Origin of the sequence: Nonomuraea sp. NPDC050786 (genome assembly GCF_040654115.1) — a bacterium.
GTDB lineage: Bacteria > Actinomycetota > Actinomycetes > Streptosporangiales > Streptosporangiaceae > Nonomuraea.
In genome coordinates this window covers 370,859-392,208 of record NZ_JBFAHJ010000005.1, presented here as the reverse complement: position 1 = coordinate 392,208, position 21,350 = coordinate 370,859, and the positions used below count along the sequence as shown (strand labels likewise).

The 21,350-nt window shown below is 71.3% G+C and carries 19 protein-coding genes, 1 tRNA gene and 2 pseudogenes; 14 read left to right on the top strand and 8 right to left on the bottom strand.

Annotated features, from left to right (window positions below; all coding sequences use genetic code 11):
* The first annotated feature begins 198 nt into the window (after positions 1-198).
* Genes AB0H84_RS13870 through AB0H84_RS13850 form a run of 5 tightly spaced genes read left to right on the top strand, consistent with a single transcriptional unit; the run spans position 199 to position 6,571 of the window.
* On the top strand, positions 199-1,803 hold the full coding sequence (locus AB0H84_RS13870) for an ABC transporter substrate-binding protein (protein ID WP_357602991.1): 1,605 nt from the start codon (positions 199-201) through the stop codon (positions 1,801-1,803).
* Positions 1,800-2,759, top strand: coding sequence for an ABC transporter permease (locus tag AB0H84_RS13865; RefSeq protein WP_357602988.1), 960 nt, complete (start codon positions 1,800-1,802; stop codon positions 2,757-2,759). Before AB0H84_RS13870 ends, AB0H84_RS13865 begins: the two co-directional genes overlap by 4 nt.
* Positions 2,756-4,687 carry a dipeptide/oligopeptide/nickel ABC transporter permease/ATP-binding protein gene (locus AB0H84_RS13860; protein WP_357602984.1) on the top strand — a complete coding sequence of 644 codons (1,932 nt, stop codon included), beginning with the start codon at positions 2,756-2,758 and terminating at the stop codon, positions 4,685-4,687. The genes AB0H84_RS13865 and AB0H84_RS13860 overlap by 4 nt, the downstream gene beginning before the upstream one ends.
* Positions 4,680-5,669, top strand: a complete 990-nt coding sequence (locus tag AB0H84_RS13855; protein ID WP_357602981.1) for an ABC transporter ATP-binding protein — start codon at positions 4,680-4,682, stop codon at positions 5,667-5,669. The genes AB0H84_RS13860 and AB0H84_RS13855 overlap by 8 nt, the downstream gene beginning before the upstream one ends.
* Positions 5,666-6,571 (top strand): dihydrodipicolinate synthase family protein, encoded by a 906-nt coding sequence (locus tag AB0H84_RS13850; RefSeq protein WP_357602979.1) that lies wholly within the window; start codon positions 5,666-5,668, stop codon positions 6,569-6,571. The genes AB0H84_RS13855 and AB0H84_RS13850 overlap by 4 nt, the downstream gene beginning before the upstream one ends.
* A 1-nt stretch (position 6,572) precedes the next feature.
* Here the strand turns inward: AB0H84_RS13850 and AB0H84_RS13845 are convergent, their stop codons facing one another.
* Positions 6,573-6,830: a DUF1876 domain-containing protein gene (locus AB0H84_RS13845; protein WP_357602975.1), complete on the bottom strand. Its 258-nt coding sequence runs from the start codon at positions 6,828-6,830 to the stop codon at positions 6,573-6,575.
* Positions 6,831-6,958: 128 nt separating this feature from the next.
* Here AB0H84_RS13845 and AB0H84_RS13840 point away from each other — a divergent pair, with 128 nt between their 5' ends.
* From AB0H84_RS13840 to AB0H84_RS13810, 7 genes and pseudogenes are all read left to right on the top strand, one after another.
* A complete protein-coding gene (locus AB0H84_RS13840; protein ID WP_357602973.1) occupies positions 6,959-7,831 on the top strand; it encodes a DUF4429 domain-containing protein in 873 nt (290 codons plus the stop codon).
* 112 nt (positions 7,832-7,943) lie between these two features.
* A complete protein-coding gene (locus tag AB0H84_RS13835; RefSeq protein ID WP_357602970.1) occupies positions 7,944-8,372 on the top strand; it encodes a nucleoside deaminase in 429 nt (142 codons plus the stop codon).
* Between the two features lie 58 nt (positions 8,373-8,430).
* Positions 8,431-9,147, top strand: coding sequence for an ABC transporter ATP-binding protein (locus AB0H84_RS13830; protein ID WP_357602967.1), 717 nt, complete (start codon positions 8,431-8,433; stop codon positions 9,145-9,147).
* Positions 9,144-9,866: an ABC transporter permease gene (locus tag AB0H84_RS13825; protein ID WP_357602964.1), complete on the top strand. Its 723-nt coding sequence runs from the start codon at positions 9,144-9,146 to the stop codon at positions 9,864-9,866. The genes AB0H84_RS13830 and AB0H84_RS13825 overlap by 4 nt, the downstream gene beginning before the upstream one ends.
* Positions 9,863-11,053, top strand: a complete 1,191-nt coding sequence (locus AB0H84_RS13820) for a sensor histidine kinase (protein ID WP_357602961.1) — start codon at positions 9,863-9,865, stop codon at positions 11,051-11,053. The genes AB0H84_RS13825 and AB0H84_RS13820 overlap by 4 nt, the downstream gene beginning before the upstream one ends.
* A gap of 3 nt (positions 11,054-11,056) precedes the next feature.
* Positions 11,057-11,686 (top strand): response regulator transcription factor, encoded by a 630-nt coding sequence (locus AB0H84_RS13815; protein WP_357602959.1) that lies wholly within the window; start codon positions 11,057-11,059, stop codon positions 11,684-11,686.
* Positions 11,687-11,702: 16 nt separating this feature from the next.
* Positions 11,703-11,984: pseudogene (locus AB0H84_RS13810) on the top strand (Fic family protein); the annotation flags it as partial.
* A gap of 121 nt (positions 11,985-12,105) precedes the next feature.
* Here AB0H84_RS13810 and AB0H84_RS13805 read toward each other — a convergent pair.
* Both AB0H84_RS13805 and AB0H84_RS13800 read right to left on the bottom strand, forming a co-directional pair.
* Positions 12,106-13,221: a HAMP domain-containing sensor histidine kinase gene (locus AB0H84_RS13805; RefSeq protein WP_357602956.1), complete on the bottom strand. Its 1,116-nt coding sequence runs from the start codon at positions 13,219-13,221 to the stop codon at positions 12,106-12,108.
* Positions 13,218-13,883, bottom strand: a complete 666-nt coding sequence (locus tag AB0H84_RS13800) for a response regulator transcription factor (protein WP_357602953.1) — start codon at positions 13,881-13,883, stop codon at positions 13,218-13,220. Before AB0H84_RS13800 ends, AB0H84_RS13805 begins: the two co-directional genes overlap by 4 nt.
* A gap of 203 nt (positions 13,884-14,086) precedes the next feature.
* Between AB0H84_RS13800 and AB0H84_RS13795 the strand changes: the two genes are divergently transcribed.
* The gene (locus tag AB0H84_RS13795) at positions 14,087-15,229 is read left to right on the top strand and encodes a hypothetical protein (RefSeq protein ID WP_357602951.1); all 1,143 of its coding nucleotides are present in this window, start codon (positions 14,087-14,089) and stop codon (positions 15,227-15,229) included.
* A gap of 90 nt (positions 15,230-15,319) precedes the next feature.
* On the opposite strand, the gene AB0H84_RS13790 is transcribed toward AB0H84_RS13795, so the two are convergent.
* Together AB0H84_RS13790 and AB0H84_RS13785 are read right to left on the bottom strand one after the other, a co-directional pair.
* Positions 15,320-18,193, bottom strand: coding sequence for a poly(A) polymerase (locus AB0H84_RS13790; RefSeq protein ID WP_357602948.1), 2,874 nt, complete (start codon positions 18,191-18,193; stop codon positions 15,320-15,322).
* Positions 18,193-18,987, bottom strand: coding sequence for an AAA family ATPase (locus AB0H84_RS13785; protein ID WP_357603061.1), 795 nt, complete (start codon positions 18,985-18,987; stop codon positions 18,193-18,195). Before AB0H84_RS13785 ends, AB0H84_RS13790 begins: the two co-directional genes overlap by 1 nt.
* On the opposite strand from AB0H84_RS13785, the gene AB0H84_RS13780 reads away from it, so the two are divergent.
* Positions 18,986-19,516 carry a pentapeptide repeat-containing protein gene (locus AB0H84_RS13780; protein WP_357603059.1) on the top strand — a complete coding sequence of 177 codons (531 nt, stop codon included), beginning with the start codon at positions 18,986-18,988 and terminating at the stop codon, positions 19,514-19,516. The two genes, AB0H84_RS13785 and AB0H84_RS13780, sit on opposite strands and share 2 nt — an antisense overlap.
* On the opposite strand, the pseudogene AB0H84_RS13775 reads toward AB0H84_RS13780, so the two are convergent.
* The 3 genes and pseudogenes from AB0H84_RS13775 to AB0H84_RS13765 form a co-directional block, all read right to left on the bottom strand.
* A pseudogene (locus tag AB0H84_RS13775) lies at positions 19,462-19,995 on the bottom strand (RNA ligase family protein); the annotation flags it as partial. The gene AB0H84_RS13780 and the pseudogene AB0H84_RS13775 sit on opposite strands and share 55 nt — an antisense overlap.
* A 141-nt stretch (positions 19,996-20,136) precedes the next feature.
* Positions 20,137-20,210 (bottom strand) — tRNA-Lys (locus AB0H84_RS13770).
* Positions 20,211-20,251: 41 nt separating this feature from the next.
* Entirely contained in the window at positions 20,252-21,178 is a 927-nt protein-coding gene (locus tag AB0H84_RS13765) for a nucleoside hydrolase (RefSeq protein ID WP_357602946.1), read from the bottom strand.
* Positions 21,179-21,350 lie beyond the last annotated feature (172 nt).

The following is a 21,350-nucleotide window of genomic DNA, read 5'->3' as shown; positions in this document are numbered from 1 at the left end:
GCCACCTTCGGTGGCCTCATGACCAAGGTGCTGTGCCTATTGATGCCCGAACTACGTTCGGCCATGGAAGATCCTTTCGTCGCAGGTAACAATCCTGAAATCTTCGGTTGACCTCAACCCGTGGCTACGTTTAGCGTCCACCTTACGCAAAAGATAGGACATGGGATGTCCCACGTTCTATATCCCCAGGAGGATTCCGTGAGCTCTGAGTTCAGCCGCCGCGACTTCCTGCGTTACAGCGGAGCGACGGGTGCGGCGGCGTTCATCGCGGCCACTCTCTCCGCCTGTTCCGGAGGCCCGGCCTCGACCGGCTCGGTCGGCGCCGGATCCAACAAGGACCTGATCACCGCCGTCATCGGGTACGGCAACGACCAGAGCTGGGATCCGACGCAGACCGCGTCGGCGTTCGCGATGGCCGGGATCAACCACATCTACGAGGGGCTGCTCGACACCGACCCGATCACGCGCGAGCCGTACCCGGCGCTCGCCACCGCCGTGCCCGCCGACCTGAACGCGACCTCCTGGAAGTTCACGCTCAGGGACGGCGCCAAGTGGCACGACGGCCAGCCTGTCACCGCTGACGACGTGGTCTTCACCTTTGAGCGGATCCTGGGCCCCGACAACGTCCTGACCGGCAACTTCTTCAAGTCCTGGCTCCAGGAGGTGAAGAAGGTCGATGACAGGAGCGTCGAGCTGGTCTTCAAGTTCCCCTTCCCCGACGCCGCGCCCAGGCTGACCATCGCCAAGATCATGCCCAAGCACGTGTTCAGCCAGGCGGGCGCGTGGGACAAGGCCAAGAGCGGCATGACGATGGGCTCGGGGCCGTACAAGCAGACGGCGCACAACCCCAAGTCCAACACCTCCTTCGAGGCGTTCGACGGCTACAACGGCCCGCGCCCGGCCACGGTCAAGAAGATGAACTGGCTGACGATCGTGGACGCCGCCGCCCGCGTGGCCAAGATCTCCGGCGGCTCCGCCGAGGCGCAGATCGCCGACAACATCCCGTACGCCAACGTCGACCAGCTCAAGCAGCAGGGCCTGACGGTCGAGGGCGGCAAGGGCATGAACCACATGTTCCTGATGTTCAACACGGGCGCCAAGCCCTTCGACGACGTACGCGTCCGCCGCGCGCTGCACTACGCGATCGACAAGCAGAAGATGATCGACGTGGCGCTCAAGGGCCACGGCACGGCCTCCAGCTCCTTCCTCAACGAGGGCCACCCCGACCACAAGCGGGCCTCGGTCGTGTACGACTACGACCCGGAGAAGGCCAAGGCGCTGCTGGCGGAGGCCGGGGTGAAGGACCTCACGATCAACCTCATGGCCGTGAACGTGAGCTGGATCGCGGACTGCCTGCCGACCATCGCCGCCTCCTGGGAGGCCGTCGGGGTCAAGACCACGCTGGAGCCGCAGGACACGGCCGCGCTCTTCGCCAAGATGGACCAGTTTCAGGACTATCAGGTGGTCGCCGCCGCCTCGAACCCCAACCAGTTCGGCATGGACGCCGACCTCATCCTGCACTACAACTACGTGCCCGGCGGCCTGTGGATGAAGTACAGCCACTGGGACGGCAGCGCGGACGCCAAGAAGCTGTTCGCGATGATGGACGAGGCCGGCAAGGAGCCCGACAAGGCCAAGCGGACCGAGCTCATCCACAAATATCTGGACTTCGTGGCTGAGCAGGTGATCCTCTACCCCGTCGTCCACAACGAGCTGATGACCGCCTGGGACCCGAAGAAGCTCTCCGGCATCCGCGCCCAGCCGTACCCCGGCATCAACCTGCTGCAGGCCAAGAGGACATGACGCTCGTCGCCAGGATGCTGCTGCGGCGGCTCCTCATGCTGATCCCGCTGCTGCTCGGCGTGGTCGCGTTCGTCTTCATTGTGATGCGCTTCTCCAACAGCAAGCCGGAGTACGCGTACTTCCAGGGCGCGAACCCGACCCCTGAGCAGATCCACCAGTTCCAGCTCGAGAACGGCCTGCTGGACCCGCTGCCCCTGCGCTATGTCCGGTTCGTCGCGGACCTGGCCCAGGGCGACATGGGCACCAGCGTGCTCACCAAGAAGCCGGTGCTGGAGTCGATCACGACCGCGCTGCCGCTGACGCTGCAGCTCACGTTCCTGGGCCTGGCCGTCGCCGTGGTGCTGTCGCTGGTGTTCGGCGTCACCGCGGCGCTGTACCGCGACCGCTGGCCGGACCAGGCGATCCGCGTGGTGTCGCTGATCGGGGTGGCCGCGCCGTCGTTCTGGCTGGCGCTGCTGATGATCCAGTACCTGGCCGTGGGCGAGGGCCTCTTCCCGACCGGCGGCTACATCAACCCGGCCGACTCCACGGCCGGCTGGCTGCAGTCGATGACGCTGCCCGCCCTGTCGCTGTCGCTGCCGATCGCCGCCCAGCTCACCCGCATCATCCGCACGTCGATGGTGGAGGAGCTGGACCGCGACTACGTGCGCACCGCGATCGGCAGCGGCCTGCCGCCCATCGTGGTCGTCGGCAGGAACGTGCTGCGCAACGCCCTGATCACCCCGCTCACCGTGCTCGGCCTGCGCATCGGCTACCTGATCGGCGGCACCGTGGTCATCGAGACCATCTACGGACTGCCCGGCATGGGCCAGCTCATGATCAACGCCGTGCGCGACGGCGACCCGGCCGTCGTCCAGGGCGTGGTGCTGACCATCGCGGTCGGGTTCATGGTGGTCAACCTGGTCGTGGACATCCTCTACCTGCTGGTCAACCCCCGCCTCAGGAGCGCCACATGAGACGTGGACTGACGGAACGGCTCTCCCGACCCGGCGTGGCCTTCCGCCGGCTGAAGCCCCTGTCGTGGGTCGCGGTCGGCATCGTCGCCGTGGTCGTGCTGGCCGCGCTGCTGGCGCCGTGGATCGCGCCCTATTCGCCGTATATCCAGCAGACCACTGGCGGCGGCCCGTCGGCAGCGCACTGGATGGGACTCGACAGCGCCAACCGCGACATCCTCTCCAGGCTCCTGTACGGCTCCCGCTGGTCGCTGATCATCGGCCTCGGCGCGACCGGCCTCGCCCTGGTGGCCGGGGCGGTCGTCGGCGCGGTCGCGGCCACCTCGCGCCGGGCGGTGGACGAGACCATCATGCGGCTGCTCGACGTCGTCATGGCCTTCCCCGGCATCGCGCTGGCGGCCGTGCTGGTGGCGGTGTTCGGCGGCAGCATCCCGGTGCTGGTGATGGCCATGGCCTTCCTCTACATGCCGTCCGTGGCCCGGGTCGTGCGGGCCAACGTGATCGCCCAGTACGGCGAGGACTACGTGGCGGCCGAGCGGATCATCGGGGCGCGCACGCCGTACATCGTCGTCAAGCACGTCGCGATCAACTGCGCGGCACCGGTGCTGGTGTTCTGCACGGTGATGGTGGCCGACGCGATCGTGTTCGAGGCGTCGCTGTCCTTCATCGGCGCCGGCGTACGCCCGCCGAACCCCTCCTGGGGCAGTGTCATCGCCGACGGCAAGAACATGGTGCTGCTCGGCGGCTGGTGGGCCACGGTCTTCCCGGGCCTGCTGATCCTGCTCACCGTGCTCGCGCTCAACATCCTCTCCGAGGGCATCTCCGACGCCTGGGCCGCGCCCGCCGCCCGCAAGGCCGTCACCAAGAAGGACGACGCCTTCGAACAGGCCAGCCCCGGTTCCGGCGAGGTCGTCGAGCTGCCGGGACTGGCCGAGGCCGCCCGCAGGCTCGCCGAACGGGCCCGACCGCTCCCCCAGGGGCAGCCGATCCTCTCGGTGGAGCGGCTCCGGATCGGCTTCGCGGAGGGTGTGGACATCGTGGACGGCATCGGCTTCGAGGTGCGTCCGGGCGAGGTGCTCGGCCTGGTCGGCGAGTCCGGCTGCGGCAAGTCGCTGACCGCGCTGACCATCATGGGCCTGCAGCCCCGCGACGCCCGCGTCAGCGGCCACATCCGCTTCGACCAGCGGGAGCTGCTCTCTGAGTCGCGCCGCGCCCGCCGCCGCCTGCTCGGCCACGAGATGGCGATGATCTACCAGGACGCGCTCTCCTCCCTGAACCCGGCCATGACCATCAAGGCCCAGCTCAAGCAGCTCACCCGCCGCGGCGGCCGGCGCACCCCCGCCGAGCTGCTCGAACTCGTCGGCCTCGACGCCCGCCGCACGCTCTCCTCCTACCCGCACGAGCTCTCCGGCGGGCAGCGGCAACGGGTGCTGATCGCGATGGCGCTGTCGCGCGACCCGAAGCTGATCGTCGCCGACGAGCCCACCACCGCGCTCGACGTGACCGTCCAGGCGCAGGTCATCGAGCTGCTGCTGAAGCTCCGCGACGAGCTGGGGTTCGCGCTGATCCTCGTCTCGCACGACCTGGCGCTGGTCGCCGACGTCACCGACCGCGTGGTCGTCATGTACGGCGGCCAGATCGTCGAGACCGGCGCCACGGCGGCCCTCGTCGGGGCGCCGGCCCACCACTACGCCCGCGGCCTGCTGGGCTCGGTGCTCTCACTGGAGTCGGGCGCCGAGCGGCTCACCCAGATCCGCGGCGTGGTGCCCGCCCCTGCGGACTTCCCGCCCGGCTGCCGGTTCGCCGACCGGTGCCCGATGGCCACGGACGTGTGCCGTACCGAGACCCCGGTGCTGGAGGGGACCGCCACACACGCGGCGGCCTGCCACCATCCCGCGGTGTCGCTCGTGAGGAGTGAGCAGCGTGCTTGAGCTGAAGGACGTGCACGTCGTGCACAAGGCCCGCTCCGGCGGGCTGCTCTCCCGCGACCGCGTGTACGCGCTGACCGGGGCGGACCTCACGGTGGGTCCCGGGGAGACGGTGGGCGTGGTCGGCGAGTCCGGGTGCGGCAAGTCCACGCTGGCCAAGGTGCTGGTCGGCCTGCAGCGGCCGACCCGGGGCACGGTGACGTTCCGCGGCGAGGACCTGTGGTCGCTGAAGGAGCCCGAGCGGCGCGCCCTGATCGGCTCGAGCATCGGGATGATCTTCCAGGACCCGTCCACGGCGCTCAACCGCCGCCTGCCCGTCAGGCAGATCCTGCGCGACCCGCTCAACGTGCACCGCCGCGGCACCCCGGCCGAGCGCGACGCCCGCGTACGCGAGCTGCTCGACCTGGTGGGCCTGCCCTCGAGCGCCGCCGACGCGCTGCCGAGCCAGCTCTCCGGCGGGCAGCGCCAGCGCGTCGCCGTGGCCAGGGCGCTCGCCCTGGAACCCGAGCTGGTCGTCGCCGACGAGCCCACCAGCGCGCTGGACGTGTCGGTCCGCGCCCAGATCCTCAACCTGCTGCTCGACCTCAAGGAACGGCTCGGGCTCGCGCTGGTGTTCGTCTCGCACGACATCCAGACCGTGCGCAGGATGAGCGACCGCGTGATCACCATGTACCTCGGCAGGATCGTCGAGCAGGCGCCCGCGCAGGTCATGCCGCTGGGCGCCCGCCACCCGTACACGCGGGCGCTGTTCTCCGCGACCCCGGGGCTCATCTCGCCGATCAACCCGATCCCCCTCGTGGGCGTCGTGCCCTCGGCCACCAGGCCGCCGAGCGGGTGCCCGTTCCGGACCCGGTGCTGGCGGGCAGACGACCAGTGCGCCGCGCAGTGGCCCGCGACACAGGCCGAGGACCACCACCTCTTCCACTGCCACCACCCGGTGGCGGCGGGAGCGACCGACATAGAGCTGATCCAGGAGCGCGCATGAGTTTGCAGGGTGTCATCCCCCCGGTCTGCACCCCCATGACCCCCGACCACGAGGTGGACGCCGGCTCGCTCGTGCGGCTGGTCGACCACCTGCTGGACGGCGGTGTCGACGGGCTGTTCGTGCTGGGCTCGTCGTCGGAGGTGGCGTACCTGACGGACGCGCAGCGGCGGGTGGTGCTGGACACCGTGGTCGGCCACGTGGGCGGGCAGGTGCCGGTGCTGGCCGGGGTGATCGACATGACGACGCCGCGCGTGCTGGAGCACGTGCGGGTCGCGGTCGAGGCCGGCGCGTCGGGAGTGGTGGCGACCGCGCCGTTCTACACGCGTACGCATCCGGACGAGATCCGCACCCATTTCCGTACCGTCGCCGCGCGCGGCGGGCTGCCGGTCTACGCCTATGACCTGCCGGTCTCCGTGCACACCAAGCTGAGCGCGGACCTGCTGCTCGAGCTGGCCGCCGAGGGGGCACTGGCCGGGCTGAAGGACTCCAGCGGCGACGACGGCGGGTTGCGCGAGGTCATCATGGGCCGCGAGGCGCCGTTCAGCGTGCTCACCGGCTCGGAGGTGACCGTGGACTCGGCCCTGTGGATGGGCGCCGACGGCGTGGTGCCCGGGCTGGGCAACGTGGACCCGCAGGGATACGTGGAGCTGTACCGCTGTGCCGTCCGCGGCGACTGGGAGGCCGCCAGGATCCAGCAGGAGCGCCTGATCAGGCTGTTCGAGATAGTCCGCGTCGGTGGCGCGCGCATGGGCGGCAGCTCGTCCGGACTGGGCGCTTTCAAGGCCGCGCTCCACCTACGCGGTGTCATCGACTGCCCGATCACCGCGCTCCCGCAGATTCCGTTGAACGACGACGAGGTCGGCCGGATCGGCAAGCTCCTGGCAGCCGCGGGGCTGCTCTGAACTAGGCCGTGCCGGCCAGCTGGGCCACGTCCTCGGCACCGTCCTCGATCAACTTCGAGGCCAGGTTCGACAGCGCCCGCCCGGCGGCCAGTTCGTCCCCGATCCCCGGGACCGGCCGGTCGCTCGGATTGCGCCGGGCGTGGGCCACGCTCTCGTGCCGCTTGCCGTCAGCCGTGAACAGCACCGCCGTGGCCGTGGTCACGGCGTCGTTGTCGTCTTCACTGATCCAGATCTGTACATTCCACTGCTTGTAATCCATGGAGGACCACCTCCCTACCTTCGAGGATCTCTCGTGCGAGCCCAAAGGTAAAGGTCAGAGCCCTGCGGTGGCCTCCTGGGCAGGATCTCCGGCGCGCGGCCCGCGGCCGATCGGAGAGACTGGGACCCATGACCGAGATCACCGTGGCCGACGGCTCCTGGGCGTTCAGCGGCGAGTTACTGCGCATCGTCCCGGGCAGCGACAAGGACGTGCACGCGCTGCGCAGGACGCTGGGCGAGGTGGTGATCCCGCTCGAGGCGATCGCGAGCGTGGCGTTCGAGCCGGGGCGCAAGGGCGGCCACCTGCGGCTGCGGCTGCGCAAGGGGGCAGATCCGCTGTCGGACGCGGTGGCGGGGCTGCTCGGACCGCCGGCCGACCCGTACCGGCTGGCCGTCCCCAAGGGCCGGACGGGCGCGGCCGAATACTTCGCCGACGAGGTCCGCGACACCCTGCTCGTCCACCAGGCCCCCACCTCCGCCTGCGAGGACTACCTGCTGCCCGGCCCCTCCGTGCCCATCTCGGCCACCGCCGGGGACGGCACGGCGCTCTTCGACGGGGAGCGGGTGCGCCTGGAGTGGACCGGGTTCGCGAGCTCGGAGAAGGAGAAGGCGGGGCCGCAGGAGTTCCCGCTGTCGGAGGTGGCCGGGGTCGAGTGGGCGCCGCAGTCGGGCATGGGATACGGCACGCTCCGCTTCCGCCTCAAAGGCGGCGGGCCGGCACTTTCGCCGCAGAAGGACGTCCGCTGCGTGTCGTGGGGCATCCAGCGGTACGGCGGCGCCACCGCCCTGGTCGCCGCGGCGGTGCTGGCCCGCCTGCCCCGGGCGTCCGAGCTGCCGCCTCCCCCGCCGCCGCCCGTGCCCGACGTCGTGCACGACGATGTGCACGACGCGGTGCTGCGCCGCCTGGCGGAGCTCGGGGAGCTGCACCGGTCGGGTGTGCTGACCGACGAGGAGTTCGCGGCGGCCAAGCAGGCCATGATCCGCCGGCTCCAGGAGTCGTGACCGCCCGCGAGCCTATGGCGTCACGACTCCAGGAGTCGTGACCGCCCGCGGGCCGGCGGTGTCCCCCGCCGGGGGAGAATGGGCGCGAAGGCCCATGACTTGAGGAGCGAGCGTGACCCGCGACGAAGAGAGACTCCTGCGCCGCGCCATCGAGCTGGCCGCGGAGGCCCGTGCGGGTGGCAACCCGCCGTTCGGCTCCCTGCTGGCGACCTCGGACGGCACGATCCTGGCCGAGGAGCGCAACTCCTCGCTCACCGACCGCGACATCACCGCGCACCCGGAGCTGAAGCTGGCCCGCTGGGCCGCCCGCGAGCTCGACCCGGCAGCGGCGGCCACCACCACGATGTACACGAGCTGCCAGCCGTGCGGCATGTGCGCGGGGGCGATCGCCCGCTCCGGCCTGGGGCGCGTCGTCTACGCGCTCTCCGGCGAGCAGCTCGACGGCCTCAAGCCGCCGGGCAGCGCCTTCGTGGACCCGCCCGCAGAAGGCCCGGCCCTGTACGAGGAGGCCCGCGTGCCGGTGGAGGGCTACTACGGTTGATCCCCCATCAACCGTTCGGAGGATGTTGAAAGCCTCGGCCGCGGACGACTCTCATTACATGACAGTCATCGAGATCGACGGCATGACCAAGAGCTACCGAGGCGACAAGGTCCTGGACGGCGTGTCGCTCACGGTCGAGCGGGGCGAGATCTTCGGCATCGCCGGCCCCAACGGCGCGGGCAAGACCACCACCGTGGAGTGCGCGTCGGGCCTGCGGGACCGCGACGGCGGCGTCCTGCGCGTGCTGGGCCTGGACCCGCGGACCGACCGGCGCCGGCTGCTGCCGCGCATCGGCGTCCAGCTGCAGGAGGCGGCCCTGCCGGACGCGATCAAGGTCGGCGAGGCGCTGAAGCTGTACGCCTCCTTCTACGACAAGCCCGCCGACTGGCGGGCGCTCATGGAGGAGTGGGGGCTGGCGGACCGGCGGCGCTCCAGCTTCTCGAGCCTGTCGGGCGGCTGGAAGCAGCGCCTGTTCATCGCGCTGGCCCTGGTCGGCGACCCCGAGGTCGTCTTCCTCGACGAGCTCACCACCGGCCTCGACCCCTCCGCCCGCCGCACCACGTGGGGCCTGATCCGCGACATCCGCGACCGCGGGGTGACCGTCGTGCTGGTCACCCACTTCATGGACGAGGCCCGGACGCTGTGCGATCGTATGGCGATCATCGATCAAGGCCGGGTCATCACCCAGGGCACCCCGGACGAGCTGATCGCCCAGGGTCGCACCGACTCGCTGGAGGACGCGTACTTCGCACTCACGGGAGGGCAGGCGGCATGAGAGGCATCACTCAGGTCATCGGGGTCGAGCTCAAGCTCATCATGCGGGATCCGATGTCGGCGTTCTTCGCGCTGGCCTTCCCAGCGATCATGCTCTGGGTCAAGTTACGCGGCAACAAGCCCCTGCCCGGCGGGCTGCCGGCGGTGGACGCCACCGTACCGATGCTGAGCGTCTTCGTCATCGGCCTGGCCGCGCTGGTCGTCCTGCCGGCCACCCTGGCGCAGTACCGCGAGCGCCGGGTGCTCAAGCGGATGCGCGCCACCCCCGCCTCGCCCGGCATGCTGTTCGGCGCCCAGTGGGCCGCGCACATGCTGCTGGCCGTGCTCGGCACGGCGCTGCTGATCGCGATCGGCCTCGTGGCCTACGACCTGACGGCCCCCGCTAACGTGGGCGCGGTGGTCGTGGCCTGGCTCCTGGCCGCGCTGAGCCTCAGCGGCATCGGACTGCTGCTCGGGGCCGTCGTCCCCTCCGGCCGTACGGCGACCGTGATCGGGCTGAGCCTGTTCTTCCCGATGGTCTTCACCTCCGGCGCCGTGATCCCCCGCGAGAGCATGGGCGGCGCGATGCGGGCCATCGGCGACCTGACCCCCATGGCCCCCGCGGTCCAGGCGCTCCGCGACGGCTGGGCCGGCCACCCGCTCTCCCCCCTGTCGCTGATCATCATGATCGCGATCTGCCTCGTCGCCGGCGGCGTCGCCGTGAAGGCGTTCCGTTGGTGAGCAGCGGACCCGGTCCCAGCCGCTGGGACCGGGTCTGGCCCGTGCTCCCGTACCTGTTCATCCTGCTCCCTGCCGGCGCCTCGCTGCTGCAGCACTGGCGGGTCGACACGCTCGCTCTGACCCTGTTCGCCGTGGGCTGGCACGGGCTCATGGTCGCCACCGGGTGGGTCAAGAAGCCGGCGGTGGCGATCGTCTACTTCGGCGTCCTGCTCGCCGCCATCGGGGCGCTGGTCAGCATCGACTCGCTGTTCACGGTGGCCGGGCCGGCGGCGTTCATCCAGTCCTTCGCGGTCCTGCCCCGGTGGTGGGCCTACGCGGGGGTGATGGCGACCGCGGGCGTGCTGGTCTCCATGCGGCCCGACCCCGGGCGCTCTCCCGGCCAGCTGCTCTACTCGTTCCTGGCGGCCACGCTGGTCGCCTCCGCGGTCGGCTTCGTCGTCCAGACGATCTCCGACCAGAACGAGAGCCGCAAAGTGCTGATCGCGCAGCTCCAGGAGACCGGCGCCAAGCTGGCCGCGCTCGCAGAGGAGAACGCGAACCTGCAGGCCCAGCTGCTGACCCAGGCCCGCGAGGCCGGGGTGCTGGCTGAGCGGCAGCGGATGGCCAGGGAGATCCACGACACGATCGCGCAGGGGCTGACCGCCATCGTCACCCAGATCGAGGCCGCGGAGGAGGAGCTCGACGACGTGGCCGCGGCCCGCGTCCGCCTCGACACGGTACGCACCCTGGCCAGGGAGAGCCTGAAGGAGGCCCGTCGTTCGGTGCGCGCCCTGCGCCCCGCGCCGCTCGCCGGATCGCAGCTGCCCGACGCCGTCCGGAACGTCGCCGACACATGGACGCGGGCCGGCGGCGTACCGGCCTCGCTCTCGGTCACCGGCGACGTCCGCCCGCTGCACCCGGAGGTGGAGGCCACCCTGCTGCGGGTGGCGCAGGAGGCGCTGGCCAACGTCGCCAAGCACGCCTCGGCCGGACGGGTTGCCCTCACCCTGTCGTACATGGAAGATGTCGTGGTGCTGGACGTACGTGACGACGGGGCCGGTTTCAGCCCGTCCGGGGAGGCGAGCGGCTTCGGCCTCATCTCGATGCGCCAGCGCGTGACCAGGCTGGCCGGCGACTTCCACATCGAGTCGGCCCCTGGCGAGGGCACCGGCCTCTCCGCCACCGTCCCCGCGATCCCGGCTGAGTGAGCCATGCCGATTCGCCTGATCATCGTGGACGATCACCCGGTCGTGCGTGACGGGCTGCGCGGGATCTTCACCGACGACGCGTTCGAGGTGGTCGGCGAGGCGGGCGACGGCCTTGAGGCACTCGCCGTGGTCGGCCGCACCAACCCCGACGTCGTGCTCACCGACCTGCGCATGCCCAGGATGGGCGGCGCCGAGCTCATCCGCCACCTGCGCGAGCAGTCCCCCGGCGTCCGCGTGCTCGTCCTGACCACGTACGACAACGACGCCGACGTGCTCCCCGCCATCGAGGAGGGCGCGACCGGCTACCTGCTCAAGGACACCCCACGCGCCGAACTCCGCCGCGCCGTCCAGGCCGCGGCCCGCGGCGAGACCGTGCTCTCCCCTTCTGTGGCGGGCGTGCTGACCCAGCGCATCCGCGCGCCGCAGCAGCAGTCGCTCAGCCCGCGCGAGCTCGAGGTCCTCTCGCTCATCTCCCGGGGCGCCACGAACCGCGAGGTCGCCAGGAAGCTGTTCATCACGGAGGCCACCGTGAAGACGCACCTGCTGCACATCTTCGGCAAGCTCGAGGTGAACGACCGCGCCGCCGCCGTCGCCGCCGCGTACGAGAGCGGCCTGCTACGGCCGGGCACCTGACGCGCCCGAGGCGCCAGCCGTACCTGAGTTGATGCGCGAGTTCTGCGACTGGCTCAACACCGACGACGGCGAGAACCCGCTCATCAGAGCAGCCATGGCGCACCTGCACCTGGTCTCGATCCACCCCTGGGCCGACGGCATCGCGCTCACTGCAGACCCTGGTCATCGCCGGAGACGGAGTGCTCGCGCCCGAGTTCTCCTCCATCGAGGCATGGCTGGGCAGGCCGGGCAACACCTGGGAGTCGTGCTGGAGGTCGCCCGGACCCCGTCGACCCTGGTGGACCCGTACGGTCCCTGACCGCCTGTGCTCCTTCACCGTCGGAGGGGCCACCGAGCGCGGCTTGAGCGACTCCTCGACGCCCCTGCGCAGCGGTGTCGTCCCCCGGTCGTGAGAGGCAGGAGGCGCCGGCCGGCTGGGATCAGTCGAACAGTATTGTCACGTCCAAGCCGCCCCCGGGGCGTGGGTGGGCCGTCAGCTGCGCGCCGTGCGCTTCGGCGACGGCCTGCACGATGACCAGGCCCAGTCCATGGCCGTCGGCGGTGTGGGTTCGTTGGGTACCCAGTCGCTGGAACGGTTGGAAAAGCCGTCCCAGGTCCTCCGATCGGATGGTTGGGCCGGTGTTGCCGACCGAGAGGCGGGCGCAACCATTGGTGAGTTCGGTGGCGATGGTGACGTGTCCGTCGGGAACGTTGTGGTGGAGCGCGTTGTCGACCAGGTTGCCGATCATGCTGGCGATCAGGTCGACGTCACCGCTGATCGGTGCTGGGTCCAGCGATGCCTGGACCGTGATGGTTCGCCGGGTGGCCTCCGCACGGCGCGACAGCATCACCCCCTTGGTGACATCAGCCAGGTCGACCACTTCCCTGTGCTCGATGCCCTTCTGTCCTTCCGCCAGCGTGAGCAGGGCGTCGATCAACCGTTCCTGCCGTGCTCCGAGACGGAGTGCTTCCTCGCACGCGGCTCGCAGGCTGGCCTCGCTCGCCTCGGGGTCGGCGAGCGCGACCTGGAGTACGGCGCGCTGACCGGCCAGCGGGGTGCGCAGCTCATGCGAGGCGTTGGCCACGAAGTGGCGCTGCGCCGCGAACGAGGAGTCCAGCCGCTCGAACAGGTCGTCGAGGGTGCGCCCCAGCTTGGTCAGCTCGTCGTCCGGGCCGCGCAGGCCGAGCCGCCGATTGAGGTTGGTGGCTGAGATCTCCTGGGCAGTCACGGTCATGGCGCGCAGCGGGCGGAGGAAGCGCCCGGCCAGCCACCACGCGGTCAGCACGGTGAGGACCACGACGATGATCGCGGTGATCGTGAGCGCGGCATCGACGTGCTGGGCGGTCATGTCGGGCGGAGGGACGGCGTCCCCCGCTCGGACGCGGATCTGGTCTCTGCCGAAGAGGAAGCCGGCGAGCAGCAGCATCGGGACGACGACGGCCAGAACCAGGCCGGCGTACAACGTCGTGAGCTGAACGCGCAGGGACGGCCGGCGCAGGTGGTGCCGGGCGCCGCCGGCACGGCCGGTCACCGTCGGGTCCAATGCGGGATTCATCGCGGGACTCCGATCCGGTAGCCGCCCTCACGGACGGTTCCGATCACCGGCGGTTCGCCGAGTTTGGCCCGCAACCGGCGCACCGTCGTCTTGACGGCCGTGGTGAACGGATCAGCGGCCTCGTCCCAGACCCGCTCCAGCAACTCCTCCGTGGACACCACCCGGTCACCGGCAGCGAGCAGGCATTCCAGCAGGGCGAACTCCTTCGGGGTGAGCTCCAAGCGCCGTCCGCCACGAAAGGCCACCCGCCGGCTCGGGTCCAGGGTCAGATCTTCCGCCTGGAGGATCGGAGGCACGGCGGGCGCCGAGCGGCGCCCCAGCGCGCGCACGCGGGCCACGAGTTCGGAGAAGTCGAACGGTTTGGGCAGGTAGTCGTCGGCGCCCAGACTCAGGCCCTCGACCCTGTCTCGCACGGTGCCTGCGGCGGTGAGCATCAGCACCCGCGACCCGGCGCCGCCGGCGGCGATGTCACGGCACACGTCGTCGCCAGGTGTGCCAGGCAGGTCGCGGTCCAGCACCACCACGTCGTATCGGGTGCGGGCCAGGTGGGCCAGAGCGTCGTCGCCGTCGAGAACGACATCCACCGCCATGCCCTCGCGACGCAACCCGGTCCCGATCGTCCTGGCCAGCACCTCGAAGTCTTCGACGACCAGAACTCGCACGAGCGTCCTCCTTCTCACCCGGTGGCGGGGCCGTCCCGTCCACCGCGTTCGGTAGGCGCGACCGTACTGCTCACGATGCCAGGGATCCGGTGTCGGCCGGGTGTCAGCCGCTGACACCCGGCCGACACCGGCCGTGCCGTACAACCATCCCGGAAAGGCGCCCACGAGAGGCACGCGGAATTTCCCTTCAGAAAGGACCAGACGTGAGAGATCCACGGTTGACGCGGCGCAGGTTCCTCGCCGTCACCAGTGCCAGTACGGCAGCCGGCGGACTGCTGACCACCAGCTCGACCGGCAGCTCGACCGGCAGCTCGACCGGCAGCTCGACCGGCAGCTCGACGGGCAGCGCCGGCGGCCGGCTGGCGACCAAGTCGACGGGCAGGGCCGACGCGGTCACACGGGACCTCACTGAGGCGGTGCTCGCGGCGTTCGAGCGCCACCGGCTCGTTGCGATCGGTGAGTCACACGGCCAGCAGGAACACGGTGACGCGCAGCAGATGCTGCTCGCCGATCCGCGGTTGCCGCAGGTGGTCGACGACATCGTCGTTGAGTTCGGCAACGCGCTGTATCAGCCGATCGTCGACCGGTTCGTCGCCGGTGCGGCTGTCGACGACCACGTGCTGCGGCAGGTCTGGCGGAACACCACGCAGTCGCCCGGGGCCACCGGCGACCAGCCGATCCGAGAACAGTTCTTCCGGACGGTCCGCGCCGTCAACTGGACGCTGCCTGCGGAACGCAGGATCCGGGTGCTGCTCGGGGATCCGCCGATCGACTGGTCCCACATCACCACCCAAGACCAAGTGGATGTCTTTCTCGCCCAACGTGACGCCCACATGGCGTCAGTGGTGAAACGGGAAGTGCTCGCCAAGAAACGCCGGGCACTGATCTGCTACGGCAGCGGGCACGTGATGCACTCGCCGCAGCCAGGACAGAACGCCGACCACGCAGTCCCGCTGATCGAGGAACAGACCGGCCGGCACGTCTACGTGATCGTGGCCGGCAGCCATCCCCGCCTGGCGACCTGTCCACGCCGCACCGTGATCCCATGCTCAGGCAGCTGGCTGGAATCCACCGACGCGGGACAGTTCATGAACGCGCCGCGGCTGTGCGGCTTTCCCTTGGGAAGGCTGGCCGACGCCGTGCTGTACCTGGGGCAACTGACGGAACTGACGCAGCCGCTGTGGAACCCCGCGATCTTCCTCGACCCGGTGTACTGGGCGGAACTCCAGAGGCGCAACGCGATCAACGGGGGCCTCATCGACCTGGAACCGTACCGGCAGCAGCAGCCGATCACATTGCCCGCGCCACCTCCCGTGAGCTGCGTCGCCGCCAACCGCGATCATTGACGTGAGTGCAATTGCATGTCAGCAGAGGTCGGCGTTGGTGTACTTGCGGGCCACCTTGTAGATCTTCTCGTCGATCGCGCGCTCCGCGCGTCAAGCCAAGGTCGGTACGGCGTCGCACTCGACCTGGTCGACTGTGACCCCGGACAGGCCCCTCGCCCATCGGCCGATGATCTTGTCGAGCTCCGCGTCCTGCGGAGGCGTGTGACCCAGGCCGATGGCGTAACGCGCCGAAACGGGACCGCTCTCGAACGGGTGCGGCCAGGCGTGGACATCCGGCATCCCGGCCTCTTCCAGGGCGGAGATCAGCTCCAGCATGCGACCTCTCACGCGGCCGAGCATCGCGTCGAGCCCTTCGGGAGTGCCGGAGCGCACGGTCAGCACCGCCCAGGCCGCGTGCCGGCGGTGGAGAGGCGGCGGTGCGAGCAGTTCGGCGGACCGGCCGGTCTCGATGAGGTCCCATGCTTCGTAGAGCCTCTGGGTGAGCCGGTCCAGGCCACCGGGGGTCACCTGGACGGCGCAGTTGCGGATCGGGGCGCTGGGTGTCATCACCGTGATCGGGGCCGGTTCCGGCGGTGCGGGGGTGGGAGTGAGAGCGATCGGGTCCTGCCAGTTCCAGGCTGCCCACGTGCTGAAGAAGCGGCTCAGCAGGTCGTCGGCGGGGACGTCGCCGCTCTCACGTACGGTGCGCGCGGCCATGACCGCCCAGGCCAGGCCGGGAAGTCCGCCGAACGGGGCGGAGTCCAGGCCATGTGCCCGCGCCCACGCCTTCACCTGTCTGGCGAGGCAGGCGAAGCGGGCGTGGTCAGGGCCGACGGCATCGCGGATCGCGTCCGCGTCGCTGACCGCGCTCATGGCGAGCGCGGCCGCGGGGCCGAGTTCGGCGCGGCGAGCCGGAGCGTGCTCGGGGGGAAGCGGTCCGGTGGGGACCACCGTCAGGTCCGTGTCCAGGCCGGCCACGTGGAAGCGCAGGCCCGGCACCCTGGCGCCGATCACGCGGCGCACGCCGGCGGCGTCCGGCAGGGCCGCCCGCACCTGGGCTTCCACCTCGGCGATGCCCGTTTCGCCGGGCAGCGCGGCCACGAGGTCGAGGTCCGCTTCCGGGAGGTCGCAGCCCATGCGCCGGGATCCGGCGACGTACAGGATTCCCGGCCGCAGCGCTTCCGACAGCCGCCGGGTCACCCGCTCGGCCGTGGGCTTCCGGTCCGGCGGACTGCTCGCGGGGGGCATGGGCTTCCGGTCCAGCGGGCTCCTCGCGGCGGGCATGGGCTTCCGGTCCGGCCGGCTGCCTGCGGCGGGAGCGGGCTCGGGGAGCCAGCGGATCTCGCCCGTCCCCAGGGCGATCAGGGCTCGGGGACGCATGGGTTCGTCCGCGCGGCGGGACAGCAGCACCAGCTCCCCGACCTGCGCCGCCATCCCGTCCACGCGGATCGCGGCGACACGTTCGGGATCTTCGACACGTCCGAGCGTCAGGTGCGGGGTGAAGCCTTCCGCCCGTCCCGTGCAGCGGGGAAAGCGCCGTACGAGCGCGTGACGCAGACGGGACCAGGGCGTCGCGCCGCCGGCGGCAGGGTCGAGCCAGACGGTCGCGTCGTGGCGATGCCGGAAGGCACGTACGCCTTCCAGCCGGGCGGTGAAGGGCTCGACCTCGGCCGCCGCCGCGGCCAGCAGCGGCGCCGCCGCCTCGAACTCCGACTCCGCCACGAAGCCGAAGAGCAGGTTGACGTGTGGCGGCCAGCGGTCGATCTGCGGGTCGTGCACGCGGCGGACGTCCTGGATCGGCGGCCACAGCTCCCGCGGCGGTATCCAGGCCACCGCCGTACGCGCCGTCGGCGGGCTGTCGAGCATCCCGCCGCGCTCGTCACCGGCGACGTCGAGAACGGCCTCCACCCCGTAGTGGTCGGAGACGTACAGTCCCTCGGCGGCAGGCGTGTCGCCGTGCAGAGCGGCCGAGACCACCCGGGCCCGTCCCCGGACCAGGACCCTGTCCAGGCGGGCGGGCCGGCCGGATCGTGAGGAGATCGCCGCCAGCGGGTTGGCGCTCGGGTCGAAGGTGGGGGCCTCGTCGGGTCCGTGCGCCTCCGTCCAGGCGTCGCGGAGGCCGAGCGCGGACGCGGGGGTGTCCGTGCCGTCGTTGAAGTCGCCCATCAGGATCAGCTCGCCGTCCACTCCGGCCAGGCCGTCGGCGATCCGGGCCAGCTCGGCCCGCCGCCGGGCCGCGCTGTCGTGGGAATGGTCGCTGGTCAGGTGGGTAGTGGCGACGACGAGGGGGCCGACGGCGGTGTCCACGGTGATGGCGGCCACCGCCTTGTGCGGGCCCAGGTCGTGCCGGGCCGCCTCCCGTACGGGCAGCCGGCTGAGCAGCAGGAGGCCGCCGTCGTCGATGTCCGTGCCGTCCGGGTCGGTGCCGAGGGTGTAGCGGGCGCGTACCCAAGGGGCGGCCATCACCTCCGCGAGCAGCGCGGCCTCCACCTCCTGCAGCGCGATGACGTCCGCATCGGCTTTCTCGAGGGCCGCCAGGAGCAGCGGGCGACGCCGGGCGGTGTCGATGCGGTCGCTGTCGTAGCGGTCCCACAACGTGTTCCACGTCAGCACGCGCGGGGCGGCCGTGGCGGGCCGGCGCCCGGAGTGATCGTGTGCCGGGACAGGGCGCCATCCGCCGGCCGGGTCCCAGGCGTACGGGGTCCTGGCCGTGAAGAACGGCGGGCGCAGGCGGCGTGGGTCCCGCGCCCGGCCCGCCTCGCAGTCGTCGATGCGGTCCACGCCTGTCGCGCGCTCCCAGACCAGCTCGCCGTCCGCTTCGACGAAGAGCACCCGGTGCCACGGGATGTCGCCGCCCGGCGTGAAAGCAGGCAGCGGGACCCGCTTGGGGGCCGCGTCCCGCTGGCCGACTCCCAGGACGAACCGGGACGGGTCGAACCGCGGGTCCCAGCGGACCCGGTGGTAGATCTCCTCGCTGGTACGCATCACGCCTCCTCCCCGTACAAGGCGCCGTCCACGTCCTCGACGGCTCCGGACGCGCCGATGTACCAGGTGCGATGGGCTTGACCAGGATAGGGCGGGACGAACCGGCGCGACTGCGCGGCCAGCACGTGCGACGGAACCGGATGGGCACGCCGGGCGTTGCGCCGGTGCAGTTCGTCCTCCTCCACCAGCACGACCGCGTGCGTCGTCAGCGCGTCGCGCCGGCGAGCCACGGTGTGGACCAGGGAGCGCTGGTGCTGGTTGAGCGAGGTGGCGTCCCACACCACGCTGCCGCCGGCGGCCAGCGCGGCGTCGAGCCGGTCCAGGCCCTCGCCGAGCACCTCCCGGTTGTCCCGCTGGTCCGCCCGCGAGCCCCTGGCCTGGCGCAGGTCGTCCAGCGACAGGTACGTGCCGGTGCCCGGCAGGCCCGCCGCGAACGTGCTCTTCCCGCTGCCCGACGGCCCGGCCAGCTGCACCAGCCTGGGGAACCGCCCGGAGCGCCACCGCCAGGTCGCCGCCACGGCCTCCTCGACCGTGGCGATCCTCCCGCTGGCCCAGGCGTGGCGCGCCTCCGCCCAGCACCGGTCGGCCGCCTCCACGCCGAGACCGGCCAGTGCCTCGCGCAGACCGGCCCGTAACGGCTCCAGCGGTCCCGGCCCGAGGAGCCCGGCGTCCTCGGCGTGCAGGGCCGACCATTCGACCTGCTCGCGCGCCGGACCGGCCTCGCCCTCCTCGCGCCCGGTCAGTACGGCCGCCGCGACGGCGTGCAGCACGCCGAGGTCGGCCGCGAGCGCCATGCGCGCCAGCCCGGCACGCCGCTCCTCGTCCGGGTACGGCCGATGGAGCGCGGCGTGCAGCCCGACCAGATCCGCGACCCGCCGCGCCGGCCGCATGCCCAGCGGCCCGGCCAGCCGCGCCGCCAGCCAGGCGCGCGGCATGGCGTGCAGCGCGGCGGCCAGCACGCCTGCCAGCCGGGCGTCTCCGTACCGCCCGATCAGCTCGAGCCGGCTCGACACCGCGGCAACCGATGCGGCGACACCGGCCAGGCTTCCCGGGGCGAGCCTCTCCGGGGCGAGGTTCCCCGGGGCGACGCTCTCTGCGGCGAGGCTCTCCGGGGCGAGGCCGACCGCGGCCAGGAGTGCGGCCGGATCCGGATCGGCACCGGAACGCACCGACCACAGCGCCGCCGCCGGGCCCAGACCGTTCGGCACGACAGTGGCGTGCATCCAGTGCGTGCCCGTCCGTACGTGCCGCGGCCGCACCCACTTGGCCACCCGCCCCGCGAACTCCTCCCGCCCGAACCCCTCGACGGTCCGTACCACGTAGCCTTCCTGCCGCTCCGTGTCCAGCCGCAGGCCCCGCACCGCCCGCTCGTCGAAGACGCCGCGCCACAGCACCGGCGGCACCGGCACCCCGAGCCCGCGCAGGAACGCGACCGTACGCTCCCAGTCCAGGCACCGATCGCCGTCCCAGACCGAGAACCCGTAGAACCAGCTCTCCAGCGCCTGGTAGGCGATGGAATGCCGGGCGTACATGTTCTCGCCGCACACCCGCCACCCCGCCGGGATCCGCTCCCCGACCCGCCCCTGGAGTCCCTTGACCCAGGCTCGGGAGGGATGGTGCGCGGAGTCCAGCGACCGGGCGTGCATCCCGTCGGAGTACAGCGTGGTGTTCTCGCCGTCGAGTTTCTCGGTGACCACGACCTCCCGGCCGCGCAGCCCCGACAGGTCGTCCGCGCGTACGTCGTCCAGGGCGACCCCGGGCGACCAGGGCAGGTGAGGGGTGCGTGGGTAGTGCACGCGCATGATCCCCTCCCCCATCGGCCTCCGGGCGGCCTCACTGTACAAGCGGCCAGGAAAGCGGATCTATCGAATATCGCCGGACAGGGGTGGCGCGGACATGCAAAAACCCAGGTCACAATCGCGTGACCTGGGCTTTGCGTGGGGTGCGCCGCCAGGGACTCGAACCCCGGACCCGCTGATTAAGAGTCAGCTGCTCTAACCAACTGAGCTAGCGGCGCAACAGATGTAACTGTATCAGCCGCCGAGCACTGCCCGCACATCATCCGAGCCGCCCCGCCAACCCCTCGTACGCTCCCAGAACCAGCTCCCAGAACCCCTTCACGTCCATCGAGGTAGCCACCAGCGCGTTCGCGTCCTGCGCGCTCACCTTGAAGTCCGTCACGGTCATCCCCCGCGTGTAGAGCCCGGCGGTCTCCACGTTCACCACGGCCGGCACGCAGGTGAACAGGGAGGGGTCGAGCACGTACGCCACCGCGCACGCGTCGTGGATGGCCGGGCCACCGTCGGCCGTCACCACCCCGTAGAACTGGGCGGCGGGCGCCAGCAGCAGTTCGCCCAGCCTGCCCAGGGGACGCATCCGGTCGAGCACGTCCGAGGTCACCACGGCGGTCAGCGTCACGTCCAGGCCCAGCATCTTCACCGTCCACCCGGCGCCGAAGACGATCGCGGCCGCCTCGGGGTCGGCCAGGATGTTGAACTCGGCGGCCGGGTTGTGGTTGCCGCGCGTGAACGAGCCGCCCATGATGACCAGGTCGCGGGCCCACTCCACGACGCGGGGCTCGCGGCGTACGGCGAGGGCGATGTTCGTCAGCGGCCCCACGGCCACCAGCGTGATCTCGCCCGGCGCGGCCTTCAGGGTGTCCACGATGAAGTCGACCGCGTGCCCGTCCGACGGGCCCAGGGCCGGGGCGGGCAGCACGACGTCGCCCAGGCCCGTGCTCCCGTGCACGCGGGCGGCGCGCACCGTCTCGCGCAGCAGGGCGCCGGCGCTGCCCGGCGTCACCGGGACGTCCCCCAGCCTCAGGAACTCTCTCAGTGCCAGCGCGTTGGCCGTGGTCAGGGGGAGATCGACGTTGCCGCCCACGGTGGTGATGCCCACCACGTCGAGGGAAGGGGAGCCGGCGGCGAGGGCCAGGGCGAGGGCGTCGTCGATACCGGGGTCGCAGTCAATGAGAACCTTCTTCACGAAACCGGAGGATACGCATAGATCGGGCCGGGCAGTTCCCCCAAAGCTGCCCGGCCCGATCGGCGGCGGTCCAGGCCGGTGTCTTCCCCCAAAAACACCGGCGGTCCCGCACTGGCGAACCGCGGTCCCCCTCCGCGTCCGCTTCGGTGAAGGTTCGCTGGTCTCTTGACCT